This is a genomic window from Nonomuraea helvata (assembly GCF_039535785.1).
Classification (GTDB): domain Bacteria; phylum Actinomycetota; class Actinomycetes; order Streptosporangiales; family Streptosporangiaceae; genus Nonomuraea; species Nonomuraea helvata.
In genome coordinates this window covers 2,784,388-2,797,266 of sequence record NZ_BAAAXV010000009.1, presented here as the reverse complement: position 1 = coordinate 2,797,266, position 12,879 = coordinate 2,784,388, and the positions used below count along the sequence as shown (strand labels likewise).

13 protein-coding genes are annotated in these 12,879 nt (G+C 68.9%); 5 read left to right on the top strand and 8 right to left on the bottom strand.

All coding sequences use genetic code 11. From position 1 onward, the window contains the following. Window positions 1-68: 68 nt before the first annotated feature. From ABD830_RS46380 to ABD830_RS46370, 3 genes are all read right to left on the bottom strand, one after another. Window positions 69-500 carry a pyridoxamine 5'-phosphate oxidase family protein gene (locus ABD830_RS46380; RefSeq protein WP_345001679.1) on the bottom strand — a complete coding sequence of 144 codons (432 nt, stop codon included), beginning with the start codon at window positions 498-500 and terminating at the stop codon, window positions 69-71. Between the two features lie 17 nt (window positions 501-517). Next, complete coding sequence (locus tag ABD830_RS46375; RefSeq protein WP_345001677.1) at window positions 518-1,945, bottom strand: MFS transporter; 1,428 nt, start codon at window positions 1,943-1,945, stop codon at window positions 518-520. A gap of 71 nt (window positions 1,946-2,016) precedes the next feature. Beyond that, window positions 2,017-2,496: a MarR family winged helix-turn-helix transcriptional regulator gene (locus ABD830_RS46370; RefSeq protein ID WP_345001675.1), complete on the bottom strand. Its 480-nt coding sequence runs from the start codon at window positions 2,494-2,496 to the stop codon at window positions 2,017-2,019. Between the two features lie 100 nt (window positions 2,497-2,596). Between ABD830_RS46370 and ABD830_RS46365 the strand changes: the two genes are divergently transcribed. Both ABD830_RS46365 and ABD830_RS46360 read left to right on the top strand, forming a co-directional pair. After that, window positions 2,597-3,481 (top strand): alpha/beta fold hydrolase, encoded by an 885-nt coding sequence (locus ABD830_RS46365; protein WP_345001673.1) that lies wholly within the window; start codon window positions 2,597-2,599, stop codon window positions 3,479-3,481. Further along, a complete protein-coding gene (locus tag ABD830_RS46360) occupies window positions 3,478-4,734 on the top strand; it encodes an MFS transporter (RefSeq protein ID WP_345001671.1) in 1,257 nt (418 codons plus the stop codon). Before ABD830_RS46365 ends, ABD830_RS46360 begins: the two co-directional genes overlap by 4 nt. Window positions 4,735-4,776: 42 nt before the next feature. Here the strand turns inward: ABD830_RS46360 and ABD830_RS46355 are convergent, their stop codons facing one another. The 3 genes from ABD830_RS46355 to sigJ all read right to left on the bottom strand — a co-directional run bounded on the left by ABD830_RS46355 (window position 4,777) and on the right by sigJ (window position 9,422). Further along, the gene (locus tag ABD830_RS46355; RefSeq protein WP_345001669.1) at window positions 4,777-8,037 is read right to left on the bottom strand and encodes a glycosyl hydrolase 2 galactose-binding domain-containing protein; all 3,261 of its coding nucleotides are present in this window, start codon (window positions 8,035-8,037) and stop codon (window positions 4,777-4,779) included. Window positions 8,038-8,121: 84 nt separating this feature from the next. After that, on the bottom strand, window positions 8,122-8,481 hold the full coding sequence (locus ABD830_RS46350) for a hypothetical protein (RefSeq protein WP_345001666.1): 360 nt from the start codon (window positions 8,479-8,481) through the stop codon (window positions 8,122-8,124). Continuing rightward, the gene (sigJ, locus tag ABD830_RS46345) at window positions 8,478-9,422 is read right to left on the bottom strand and encodes an RNA polymerase sigma factor SigJ (RefSeq protein WP_345001664.1); all 945 of its coding nucleotides are present in this window, start codon (window positions 9,420-9,422) and stop codon (window positions 8,478-8,480) included. The genes ABD830_RS46350 and sigJ overlap by 4 nt, the downstream gene beginning before the upstream one ends. A gap of 153 nt (window positions 9,423-9,575) precedes the next feature. On the opposite strand from sigJ, the gene ABD830_RS46340 reads away from it, so the two are divergent. From ABD830_RS46340 to ABD830_RS46330, 3 genes are all read left to right on the top strand, one after another. After that, entirely contained in the window at window positions 9,576-10,082 is a 507-nt protein-coding gene (locus tag ABD830_RS46340) for a carboxymuconolactone decarboxylase family protein (RefSeq protein ID WP_345001662.1), read from the top strand. Window positions 10,083-10,173: 91 nt separating this feature from the next. Next, complete coding sequence (locus ABD830_RS46335) at window positions 10,174-10,686, top strand: RNA polymerase sigma factor (protein ID WP_345001660.1); 513 nt, start codon at window positions 10,174-10,176, stop codon at window positions 10,684-10,686. Further along, window positions 10,683-11,582 carry a hypothetical protein gene (locus ABD830_RS46330; protein WP_345001658.1) on the top strand — a complete coding sequence of 300 codons (900 nt, stop codon included), beginning with the start codon at window positions 10,683-10,685 and terminating at the stop codon, window positions 11,580-11,582. The genes ABD830_RS46335 and ABD830_RS46330 overlap by 4 nt, the downstream gene beginning before the upstream one ends. A gap of 56 nt (window positions 11,583-11,638) precedes the next feature. Here ABD830_RS46330 and ABD830_RS46325 read toward each other — a convergent pair whose 3' ends face one another. Beyond that, complete coding sequence (locus tag ABD830_RS46325) at window positions 11,639-12,562, bottom strand: TolB-like translocation protein (protein ID WP_345001656.1); 924 nt, start codon at window positions 12,560-12,562, stop codon at window positions 11,639-11,641. Between the two features lie 32 nt (window positions 12,563-12,594). Then, window positions 12,595-12,822, bottom strand: a complete 228-nt coding sequence (locus ABD830_RS46320) for a hypothetical protein (protein ID WP_486348599.1) — start codon at window positions 12,820-12,822, stop codon at window positions 12,595-12,597. Between the last annotated feature and the right edge of the window lie 57 nt (window positions 12,823-12,879).

Sequence of the window (12,879 nt, the reverse complement as noted above, 5' to 3'; positions counted from 1 at the left end):
CGAACCTGCTTTCTATCACCGGGCACCGACAGTTTCCCATCGGTTTTCCCCGGCGCGCCAGGAGGCTGTCAGGTGATGTCCAGGGCTGTGCCGTACAGGCGCCGGACCTCGATCCTGATCACGACGCGGCCCTCGCGCGCCTGCTGCTCCAGATAGGCGGCCGGATCGGCCTGATCGCCGGCGAAGGCCAGCAGCTCGTCGGAGCTGTCCGACACCTCGGCCTCCCCCTCTGCCACGGCGAAGGACCAGACGTTCGGACCGCTCACGTGGAGGGCGACGTGCGGGTCGTTGCGCACCTGCCGGGCCTTGAGCCGGTCGGCCGTCGTGGAGATCCGGATGATCCGTTCGGCGGAATCCCACCGGTACAGGACGGTGGACATGGCAGGGTGCCCGCTGCGCTTCACCGTCGCCAGCACGCCGAACTGCTGCTCGCCGAGGAGCTTCACCAGCTCCTCCTCTGTCAGCGAGCGGGGGGCGGGCCCTGACTGCTTCTCGTTCATGTTCTCTCCTGTCACGTTCACGAGGTGGCCAGCGCGACCTGCTCGGGCTCCGGAGCGGGAGCCGGGCGGCGCAGTACGGCGAGGCTGACGACGAGGGCGGCCACGAGGAGCCCGGCGGAGACGGTGAAGGCCAGCCGGTACCCGCCCGTCAGCGCCACCGCCTCGGAGGCCCCCGAGGCCAGCAGGTCGCCGGTGCGGGAGGCGGCGAGCGTGGACAGGACGGCGACGCCGAGCGCCATGCCGATCTGCTGCGTGGTGTTGAACAGCCCGGACGCGAGGCCCGCCTCGTCGGCCTTGGCGCCGGACATGCCCAGCGTGGTCAGCGCGGGGAGCACCAGCCCGCCGCCCGCGATGAGCAGCATCACCGGGAGCAGGTCGATCGCGTACGAAGCCTGCACCGGCACCCTGGTGAGCCAGCCCATCGCACCCAGCAGCAGCACCAGGCCCGCCACCAGGACGGCGCGCGCGCCGAAGCGGGTGTTGAGCCGCGCGGAGACGAACAGCGACACCCCGCCGATGGCCACCGCCGCGGGCAGCATCGCCAGCCCCGTGGCGAGTGCGCCGTAGCCGAGGACCTTCTGCATGTAGAGGGCGACGATGATCTGGAAGGCGAACATGGCCGACAGCGTCAGCATCTGCACCAGGTTGGCGCCCGAGACGTTACGCGAACGGAGGATGCGCAGCGGCATCAGCGGGGTGCGCGCGGTCGCCTGGCGGACGAGGAACGCGGCCAGCAGGACGATCGACACGGCGCCGAGGCCCAGCGTGTGGGCCGCCAGCCAGCCGTACTCCTCGATCTTGACGACCGTGTAGATCCCCAGCATCAGCCCCGCGGTCACCAGAAGAGCGCCGAACACGTCGGCACCTCCGGCCAGGCCGGCTCCCTCGTCGGCGGGGATGGCCTTGATCGCCAGCGCGACGGTGGCGATCCCGATCGGCACGTTGATGAAGAAGATCCAGTGCCAGCTGAGCGCGTCGGTGAGCACCCCGCCCAGCACCTGGCCGATCGAGGCCCCGGCCGCGCCGGTGAAGCTGAAGACGCCGATGGCCCTGGCCCGCTCGCCGGGCTCGGTGAACAGCGTCACCAGGATGCCCAGCACCACCGCCGAGGCCATCGCGCTGCCCACTCCCTGCAGGAAACGTGCGGCGATCAGCAGGCCGGGACCGGTGGCCGCACCGGCGAGCAGGGAGGCGGCGGCGAAGACCGCGTTGCCGGCCAGGAACATCTTCTTGCGTCCGACGAGGTCGCCCAGCCGGCCCGACAGGAGCAGCAGCCCGCCGAACGCGATCAGGTACGCGTTGACGGTCCAGCTCAGCCCGGCGGGGGTGAAGCCGAGGTCACGCTGCATCGCGGGCATGGCCACGGTCACGATGCTGCCGTCGAGGACCGTCATCAGCATCGCGGCGGACAGCACGATGAGGGCACGGAGTTTGGAATACGACATGGTCTCTCCTGTTCAGTCGTAACAGGAGAAACCGTAGCAGATAGTTTTGTTGTAGACGATCCCTAGCGGACCTATTGTCGGGCCCGGCGGGCCGGTCGCGGCGTCTCCATCGGGGTGGACAGGTGCCCTTCGACCAGCCGGTTCATGGCACGGAGCAGCACCTCGCGCTCGTCCTCCGGCAGCGCGTCGAGTGCCTTGCGGTGAACGCCGTCCACGATCCGCTGGCTGTGCTCGGCCACTTCCCTGCCCTTCTCGGTGACCGCGATGATCCTGGCCCGCCGGTCGGTGCTGGAGGGGCGGCGCTCGGCCAGCCCGGCCTTCTCCAGGGCATCCACCGTGACCACCATCGTGGTCTTGTCCATGTCCCCGATCTCCGCGAGCTGGATCTGCGTGCGCTCCTCCTCGATCGCGTGGACCAGCACGCAGTGCATGCGGGCGGTCAGCCCGATCTCGGCGAGCGCCGCCGCCATCTGCGTACGCAGCACGTGGCTGGTGTGGTCGAGCAGGAACGACAGGTCGGGCTCCGCGCGTGATGGCGCCATTGCGGTCATGGACCCATTCTAGTTTCGTTGCGGATTATCTGAACCGGGCCCAGTGAGAGGTCCGATATCCGCCGTCGCTCCGGCTCCCGGCTTGTCCAAGATGAACGCCATGATTGAACATCCTCCCGGCCAGGTGCACGAGGTCCGCGGCCGTCGCATCTGGGTGGAGCAGCACGGAGAGGGCGACGCCGTCCTGCTGCTCGCGGGGCTGGGCCCGGCCGGCTCGCATGTGATCTTCCACCCGCACTTCGACGCCCTGGCCGTGGACCACAGGGTGATCTACGTGGATCTGTACGGCCGCGGCCGGTCCGACCGTCCCCAGGACCTCACCGAGATCACCTTCGCCGACGACGTCGCCGACGTGGTCGCGCTGCTCGACCAGCTGGGCCCCGCACACCTGTACGGCTTCTCGTACGGCGGCCTGATCGCCCAGGCGATCGCCCTGGACCACCCCGCCATGGCGCGAACCGTCACCCTGGCCAACACCCTGCACAGCCCTGAGATGTGGCAGCTCAACCACGCCAACATCAACCGTGAGCTGGCCACTCAGCTCCCCGAGGTGTGGGAGCGGATCCAGGCACTGCGGCTGGACGGGCTGCGCTCCACCGACGAGGCGCTCAGGCAGGAGTTCGCCAAGGCGGCGGCGCTGGTCCGGTTCTACCATCCCGCCAACGCCGCCCTGCTGGCCGACGAACCCGGCGCCAGGAACCAGGAGCTGTACCCGATCTTCTGCGGCGACGACGTCGATTTCGTGATCGGGGGCGAGGTGGCCAGGACCCCGGATTTCCGTCCCCGGCTCAAGGAGATCGGCATGCCCCTGATGGTGCTGGCCGGCCGCTACGACCGGGCGTTGCACCCGGCGCTGCAGGGTGACTTCCGGCGCTTCGCGCCCCAGGCCCGTTTCCACATGTTGGAGCGGAGCGGCTCGTTCGGCCATGTCGAGGAGGCCGGAACCGTCCACTCGCTGCTGCGTGACTTCTGGCACCAGGCATGACGTCCTTGGTGGAAGGGGCCGGGCGTACCCGGGCACGCCGTGACTTCGGGCTGCTGTGGGCCGGGCAGTCGTTGTCGCTGTTCGGCGACCAGTTCATGACGCTGGCGCTGCCGCTGCTCGCGGTGACGGTGCTGGGGGCGACTCCGGCCCAGGCGGCCCTGCTGCCGTTCGCCCTGTTCCTGCCCTTCCTGCCGCTCGGCCTGCCGGCGGGCGCCATCGTGGACCGGTTGCCGCGCCGTACCGTCATGCTCGTCTGTGACGGCGTGCAGGTGGTCGCGTTCGGCGCGATCTGGGTCTCGGCGGCCACCGGCGTCCTCAGCTTCCCCCTCTTGTTCGCGCTGGTTCTGGTGAGCGGTTGCGCGGTGGTGTTCTTCCAGGTCGCGTACACGTCGTATCTGCCCGGGCTCTTCCCCGACCCGGGCGAGCTACACACCGGGAACACCCGCCTGGCGCTGTCGGAGTCGACCGCCAAGGCCGTGGGACCGATGGCCGCGGGCCCGGTCATCGGGCTGCTCGGCGTGGCCGGCGCGCTGCTCGCCAACACGCTGAGCTTCGCCGCCTCGGTCGTGACGCTTGTCCTGATCCGGCACCGGGAGGCGCCGCCCGCCGTCACCGTGCGGGAGCGGGGCTGGATACGGCGGGACGTCGCCGCCGGGCTCAGGTTCGCGCTCGGGCACCCGGTCCTGGAGCCGGTCCTGACCTGCGGCACCGTCTACGTCCTGTTCCTCTCCATGGTCGAGACCAGCCTGGTCCTGTACTGCCGCAACGTGCTGGGGCTGTCCCCGCAGTGGATCGGGATCGTGGTGGGCGCCGCAGCGGCCGGCTACCCGATCGGCAACCTCGCCTCCGCCGTGCTCATCAGGCGCCTCGGCAGCCCGCGCGCGCTCATGCTCGCCGCCACCGTGTCGGTGCTGGGCATCGTGGCCATGCCCGTGCTGGGCACCTACACCGGACTGGGAGCGATCGGCCTGGTCGTCGGCAGCATCGTGCACTGCGTGGGCGAGGGCGCGTTCAGTCCCACTTCGATGACCCTGCGCCAGACGCAGACCCCTCCCGAACTCCTCGGACGGGTCTCCGCCGTGCAGCGGTTCCAGCTGTGGGGGGCGGTCGCGCTCGGAGCCCTCCTCGCCTCCGCCGCCACCGCGCTCGCCGGGTTGGAGGTCACGGTGTGGATCGGCGCGCTCGGCACGATCCTTTGCCTTCCCGCCCTGCTGCGGCGCGGCATCCGCACCGCCACGTTCGCCCGTGGGTGAGTTCTGAGCCCCCCAGCAGGGGGGGGCTCAATCGGGGCTCGGTCAGTTCACCGCGAGCCGATCGACATTGGGGCCTCCGTTCGACGTGGTGGCCGTGGCTCTGATCTTGTTCACCCCCTGGACGAGGTCGGCGGGCACGGTGACCGTCTGCCAGGTGGTCCAGTCGCCGGTGCCGGTGAAGTCGCGGGTGACCGTGGTGCCGTTCACCGCGATGGTCATCGCCCGGTTCGTCGTGGTGCCGTTGGCGAAACGGAACTCCAGGGTGGCCGGGCCGGCCGCGGCGGCGTTCACCGTCCACTCGACGTAGCTGCCCGTCACGTTGTCGTAGTTCACGAACCCCGTACCGGTGTAGCCCTCATGGTTGGACTCCACCACGCCCTGCGAGATCGTCGCGTCCTCCGCCTGGTAGACGGCCGGGCCGCTGCCGGTGGTCTCGGTGACGGCGTTCGACGGGCCGGAGGAGTTGCCCGCGGCGTCGCGCGCTCTGACCGTGAACGTGTACGCCGTGCCCGCCGCCAGGCCGGAGACCGTGGCGGTGGTGCCGGTGACCGTCGTGGCGAGTGCGGTGCCGTTGTAGACGTCGTAGCCGGTGACGCCGACGTTGTCGGTGGCGGCGTCCCAGGCCAGCGAGACGCTGGACGAGGTCTTGCCGGTCGTGCGCAGGTTGCCGGGCACGGACGGGCTCTCGGTGTCGGGCGGCCCGGTCGGGACGGTGAGTGTCGCCGTGTTCCACCCGGACACGCGCACGCTCGCCGAACCGCTCAGGTCGGAGGCCCGATAGGTGGCCGTGAGCGTCTTGGACTCCCCCGGCCAGAGGCTGATCGCGTTGTCCGACCACTGGATCGGCAGCACCGGCTTGCCTGCCGCGTCCACCACGTGGGCGTCCAGCATGAAGGCGGGGATCGCGCCGGTGCCGGTGTTCTTGACGGTCACGGTGACGCTGCCCGGGGACGGCGCCGATGCGGTGGCGGTGATCGGGGCCTGGGCCAGGTTGCTGAGGCCCTTCAAGTTGGCGTAGCTGGAGGTCGGTACGTAGTACCAGTCGTTGTTGTCCCAGTCGATCACATCGTCCGAGGTGGACAGCCAGTAGACGTTGCGGTCGATCTCCTGGCCGCCGCGGAGCAGCGTCAGCCGTACCAGATAGGTCGTGGAAAGACCGCTGATGGACGGTACGGTCACCGGGGTCGCCTTGCCTCCGTCGGCGGGGACGCTGACCGTCGCCGTGTTGGTGTACTTGCCGGCTCCGTCCGTGTTGAACACGTCGGTCTTCACGGTCAGGCCCGAGGCGGGCGAGATGCCGGAGTTGACCACGACGACGGACTTGTTGTCGTACGAGTACTGCACGTGCAGCGGCTTGTTGGCCTCGCGGGCGCCCCAGTAGGAGCCGCCCTGGTCCAGGTAGTAGTCGAAGAGCTGCCAGTGGAGCGACGACCAGCCGCTGTTGAGCATCCAGTAGATGACGCCTGTGGACGGGTTTGACGAGTCCGTGAAGTTGCGGCCATAGGCCTCGAACTGCGCTCGCACCGCCTCGTACTGGGCGAGCTGCGCCTTCTTGACGTAGTCCGCCAGCCCGGACGGCACGCCGTATCTGCCTCTGAGGGCGTTGTGATAGATCGTCAGGTCGTCGAAGGTGTCCGACGGCGAGCGGTGATACTGGGTGGCGCTCGGGCTTTTCCAGAGCGAGTCGATCTGCGCGGAGGTCATCATCCGCTTGAGCGAGTCGAGCGTCGGCACGTCGGGACCCGCGCTGGTCTCCGAGTTGAAGCCGAACGCCCCGCCTTCGCGCTTGTTGTACCAGTAGCTCGGCGGCACCCAGTCGTACGGTCCGGGCATCTTCAGGCCCGAGTTGCCCAGCTGCGGGCTGGACTTGTCGGAGGCCACGGGCACGATCGGGAGCTGCCACTCGGCCGCCGTGAGCGCGTCGAGATAGCTGGTCTCCTTCTGCGCAGTCGGCGGGTTGTCCGAGCCGATCAGGAACGAGATCACGCTGGGGTGGTTGCGTAACCGCGTGGCCTCCGCCTGCATGGACGCCTTGGCGATCGGATAGTCGGAGCTGCTGAACGAGCCCTCCCACTTGTCGCAGCACTCCCAGCCGGGCATGGTCAGGATGCCGTACCGGTCGGCCAGGTCGTAGAGCTCGTCGGTGTCCAGGTGGCCTTCGACGCGGATCGTGTTGAGACCGAGGTCCTTGACGTAGCGGATCCGGTCCTCCAGGTAGCCCAGGTTCTTGCGGAGGAAGATGTCGGGAGACCAGCCACCGCCTCTGATCAGGATCGGCCTGCCGTTGATCTTGTAGAAGCGGCGCCCGTTGGCGTTCTTGCCCGACTCCACCTTGCGGACACCGAAGCGCTGGGTCAGCGTGTCGCTCTCCACGCCGCCGACCGTCGCCGTGAGGTTCAGGTCGTAGAGCGGCTGCGCGCCCATCGTGTGCGGCCACCACACCTGCGGGCCGGTCAGCGTCTGGTTGAACGTGATCCGCTTGGTCTGGTTCGCGGCCAGCGTGACGTCCTGGGAGAACGCGAGCGAGCCGATCGTGCCCTTGACCGTGGCGGTCACCGCGCCGCCCGTGCCGTTGCGTACGTCGGCCTTGATCGTGAGGTCGGCGCGGTCGAGCGCGGGCACCGCCAGGTCCGTGATCACATGCGCGTCGCGGAGCGAGACGTCGCCGCTGCGCCTGATCACGACGTCGCGGAAGATGCCCATGTTGTCGTCGCGCGGCACCTGCACCCAGTCGATCCAGCCGATCGTGAGGTGGTTGTTGGGGTTGTTCGGGTTGACGCGGAAGGCCACGGAGTTGACGCCGGGGTGCACCAGGGTGGTGATGTCCCGTTCGTTCCTGGTGTAGGCCCCCGCCACCTGGGCGGCGGTGGCGACCTGGGTGCCGTTGACCCACACGTCGGCACTGGAGATCACACCGCTGACGTCGAGGAACGTCCGCAGGCCCGACTCGCTTCCCAGGGTGAAGTCGGAGCGGTACCACCACGGCACGTCGAAGTCCGCCGTCGGGATCGACTGCATGTTCGTGGAGTAGAACGGGTCCGGATAGACGTTGTTCTGCAGCAATCCGGCCAGCACGGTCGAGCGGGGGCCGACCGCGTACCAGCCGCCGGCCGCATAACCGGGCGTGGAGATCGCGGCCCCGGAGTCCGACACCTTCGCCGAGGACTGGATCTTGTATCCCGTCAGCGACGTCGGTGCCGGTACGGCCTGCGCGGCCGGGGCCACGGCCAGGGCGACGCCTCCGGCGTTCACCAGTAATGCGCAGGCCGACAGCAGGATGAGGATGAGCCGAGAGCGCGCCACGAGGCCTCCCAAGGCCGATCTATTTGTTAATAAACCTTCTTAACAAATAAACCGGGCCTCGTAAATGCCCAAATTTCGGGGTACTCAGGTGCGGCGGCCCACCACCACCTGGCTCAGTTGAACGAGGCTCAGCCCGAACAGCAGCGTGCCCAAGGGGACGTGCAGGGTCTTCACCCCTGCGATGCCCAGCGCTATCTGCGCCAGCGTGAGACCGAAGAGCACGGCCGCGTACAGGATGGGCCGGGGCGAGCCGCCGCCGGGCCGCCACATCAGGATCGCGATGATCAGGTGCAGCAGCGTCACGGTGAACACGCTGTACGCCGAAGCACTGTGCAACGTCCGCCCGCTGGGCACGGTGAGCAACAAGCCGGCGGTGATCGGCGCGGCGAAGAGAGTCAGGGTCTGCAGGATGATCGCGATACGCAGGAACACGGGTGATCTCACAGTGCGCCGCCCTGCGCGTCCACGGTCCACGGCCGGAGCTTCTCAGGGTTGCGCACCGCCCACATGTGCGTGATCTGGTCGCCCACGACCTCGAACGCGATCACCGCCACGGTCACGCCGTCCTGCTGCAGCACCAGACCGGGCTGACCGTTGACCGTACGCTCCAGAAGCGCCGCGTCGGGTGTCCTGCCGGCGAGATTCAGGGCGTACCGGGCGATCCGCTCGCCGCCGATGATCGGGCGGAGTACGGCGCTGACCAGGCCACCGCCGTCGGCGATCACCGTGGCGTCGGGGTCGAGGAGGGCCATGAGGGCCTGGATGTCCTTGGCCTCCCACGCCTGCTTGAACTTGCTGACGATGCCGGCCTGCTGGGCCACGGGAGCAGCGGGAGCCTGCGAGGCGCGGATGCGCCGCCGGGCCGAGGTGGCGAGTTGGCGACATGCCTCCGGCGAACGGCCGACGATGTCGGCCACCTCGGGGAAGGAGTAGCGGAAGACGTCGTGCAGGATGAACGCGACGCGCTCGGCCGGGGTCATCGACTCGAGCACGACGAGGAAGGCCATGTTGACCGACTCGTCGAGGGTGATCCGGTCGGCCGGGTCCGCGCCGGGCCGTACGCTGATCCAGTCCGTACGCTCGGGCAGCGGCTCGGGGATCCACTCGCCCACATAGCGCTCCCGCCGGGCCCGTGCCGAGCCGAGCAGGTCGAGGCAGATGCGACTGGCGACCTTCGTCAGCCAGGCGCCCGGCGATTCGATGGCCTCCTGCTGCTGCCCGGACATGGCGTACCAGCGCGTGTACGTCTCCTGGACGACGTCCTCGGCATCGGCCAGGGAGCCGAGCATGCGATAGGCCAGATTGATCAGATGGCGCCGCTCGCTCATGATCGCGCTCAGGCTCTGATCGGCCGGGGCGTGTCCCGGCTCGGTGGGGGTGGTCATGGTGTCGCCGACTTTCCTTCGTCGCATCTGCCGTCATCCGCTCGACGAGACAGCGCGCAGAAGTGTGAGGCTAGCGCGTCACCTCACATTTCCCACGGTCGTGACGTCGGACTCCGAGACGGCATCCAGCAGGCAAGAGAGGAAGACCTCACCATGTCCACGCCCACGATCGCCGAGCAGGACGAGTTTCAGTCGCGTCTGCCCAATCCCGCCCAGTTCCTCCCCGAGGTGGCGGCAATAGCCGGAGCCATGGCCAAGGCCACCCACAACGGTTCGATCCCGCGGACCACCGTCGGCCTGGTGCAGCTCCGAGCCGGGCAGATCGTCGGCAGCACGTACCACACCGTCCGGCAGACCGGTAACCTCCGCAAGGCCGGCGAAACGGACGAGCGCATCATCGCCGTGGCGTCATGGCGGGACGCCCCCTACTTCACCGACGCCGAGCGGGTCGCGCTGGAGCTGGTGGAGGCCATCCTCACGCCCAACCCGTCCGGAGAGCGCGTCCCCGACGAGCTGTTCGCCAGGCTCTCCGCCCACTACGACGAGAAGGCGCTCTGGACGCTCACCGTGACGATCAGCCAGATCCTCTTCTTCGTCCCCGTCGCTCTCGTCGCCAAGCCGATCCCCGGCAAGCCCCTCGGAAAGAACTACAGCGAGTAACGCCCTCAGGCTGGGGGGCGGCTCGCTGCAACACGTCGGAGTGCGCCGGACACTTAACCAGGTGTCCGGCACCCTTCGGCTAGGAGACTTCGTGACCCAGCGAGATCGCTTCGAGGCGATCTATGACGCCTATTACCCGGCGGTCCATCAGTACGCCGCCCGCCGTACCGGCTCCCCCGACGACACGGCCGACATCATCTCCGAGACGTTCCTCACCGCCTGGCGCCGCATCGGTGACGTTCCCGAGGGTGACAGGACGCTGCTGTGGCTGTACGGCGTGGCCCGCCGCGTGCTGGCCAACCAACGGCGCGGGGCGACGCGCAGAGCGGTGCTCGTCGACCGGCTCCATGACGAGCTGGCCGCCGCCCGGCCGGTGACGCCGGTCGATCTGGAGCATGTGCGAGCCGCCTTCGACGAATTACCCGAGCGAGATCGCGAGGTGCTGGCGCTGGCCTGCTGGGAGGAGCTGACCAGCGAGGAGATCGCGGAGGTGGTGGGCTGTACGGCGATCGCCGCGCGAACCCGCCTGCACCGTGCCCGCAAGAGGCTGGCGACGCTGCTGGAGCGGCGGCCGTCGTCGAGGATCGCGATGGGGGAATCATGAACGACATCGACAAGCTGGTGAAGGCCATCGACCTCGCGCCGCACCCGACCGCGCCGGGACCGGCGGCCCGCGCACTGCGTACCGCGATCATGGAGAGCCCGCCCGCGCGCCGCCGAGCAGGGATCCTGCGCCGCGCCCGCCTGCCCATCCTGATCTCGGCGGTCACCGCCGTGGCCGCGGCCGTGGCGATCGGCGTCGGCCTGCCGGGCGGCAGCCCGGTCATCCAATACGCCAACGCGGCTGTCTCCATCTCCAAGGCCGACGACTATTTCAGCGTCACCATCACCGATCCCGCCGCCGATCACCAGCGGTTCGAGGAGGCGTTCCGCGCGGTCGGGCTGAACGTCCGGGTGAAGGTCGTCCCGGTGGCCCCCGGTGACGTGGGCAAGCTGCTCGGCCCGATCGTTCCCGAAGGCTTCAAGGGGCCGGGAAGCGTGGGGGTGCAGAGCATCGAGCCGTGCGCGTCGGCGTTCTGCGGCAAGGTCTGGCTACCCGCCCACCTGTCCCAGCTGGTCGTGTTCGGCGTCGGCCGCCCCGCCAAGCCTGGGGAGCCGTATGCGGAGGACGCCGCCTACGATCCTCTTGGGGAAGAAGCCCTGAGTGGTTACACCACACACGGCAAGAGTGTTGCCGCCGTGCGGGCCGAGTTGCGGCGGCGGGGGCTGAAGGTCGTCTATCGCCTGCTGTGGGTCACGAAGGAAAGCGATGGCCAGACCGGATTCTTCGACGAGACCGTCTCCGCCGGTCGGATCAAGGACGACTGGATCGTCAGCGGCACCCGCTTTCACAGCTCCGACACCGTCGACATCTACGTCACCCCGGGCCCCGGTGCCGGCCCCATGCCCGACTCGCGAAAGGTCGCCACTCCTCAGTGGTACGACGGGCTCACCGGCTGACAGAGGCGATTGCGATGGCGGCTGTTCCGCAGGTACCGGCCGCCGTCGCAGCCTCATTACTGAGGCGTCTTGCCTTTCCTTTCCGTCCACACCTCGTACGTGCCGTCCCCCGGGAGCACCCAGACCTTCGCATCAGGCCTGGCAATCGTCCGCAGCAGCGTCGCCTTGCCGGTCGCCTTCGAGACCCGGTAGACCGCCACCCCCGTCCTCGTCCTCGACCGGACGATCACGTGTCCTGCCCGGTTGAAGTCGAGGTCGTCGACGTACTGGCCGCGCGGCAACCGCACGGTCACCGTGCTGCTCGCGCGGCCGGTACGCAGGTTGAGCAGGCGCAGCTTGCGGTGCTTGGCCGTGCCGGCGAGCACCGCCGCCGTGACGTGGTCATTCGCCAGCGCGACCGGACCCAGCCGCGTCTTCAGCCGCGTCCGGGCGCGCAGCCCCCGGTCGAACACCATCAGCCGGTCCCCTGCCAGCAGCAACCGCTTGCCGTCCGGGCTGAACCCCACGAAATTCCACGAGTCCGTCTTCCCCGGACTCGGCAGCACCTTGCCTTTCCGCAGGTCCGCGAAGATCCCCACCCCCGGCGCCGAGGTCTCCGTGACCACGTAACTGCCGTCGTACGACACCCACGGCCACTCCTCGTAGATCGAGTCCGTCGTGAGCTCCCGCGACACGATCCTTTCCTTGCCGTTCAGGGTCCGCTCGACGAAGAGCCCATCCGATTTCCTGAAATAAAAGAAATGCCGCCCATCTCCGCTGACCAGGAACGGCGCGCGCGACCCCGCATTGGCCGCGTCATCAGGCGCCACGGCGAGCGCCTCCGGCACCTGCACCACGTCTCCGTTGGTCAGCACCAGCTCCCAGGCCTGTGTTCGCTGCGCGTACGCGATCGTGGCCGGCGTGGCAGCCGCCGCAGGCTGTGCGAACAGCGTTCCGGAGGTCAGGAGGAAAAGTGTCCCGAGAGCCGTACGAAATCCCATGTTTCATGAGATGACAAGAAATATACGAATGTTCAGGCGTCTGTAACGAGGCGGTCCAGGGGTGTGGTGGGCAGGGCGATCCAGCCCTCCGTGGCCGCCACGCCTGCCTGCTCCTCCGTCGGTACGGTCACCAGGCCGAGAGCCGCTGCACGTGCGGCGAGTGCGGACACGACGGCGTCGGTGGCGTCGTCGGAGGCCCGGCAGAGGGGCTCGTACTCGCCGAGCTCCAGCCAGGGCGCCGCCTCCAGCAGCCGGTCCACGAGCCGGCCCAGCTCGGCGAGGTTGGCGGCGCGCTTGTAGCCCCGGTACGGCAGCCC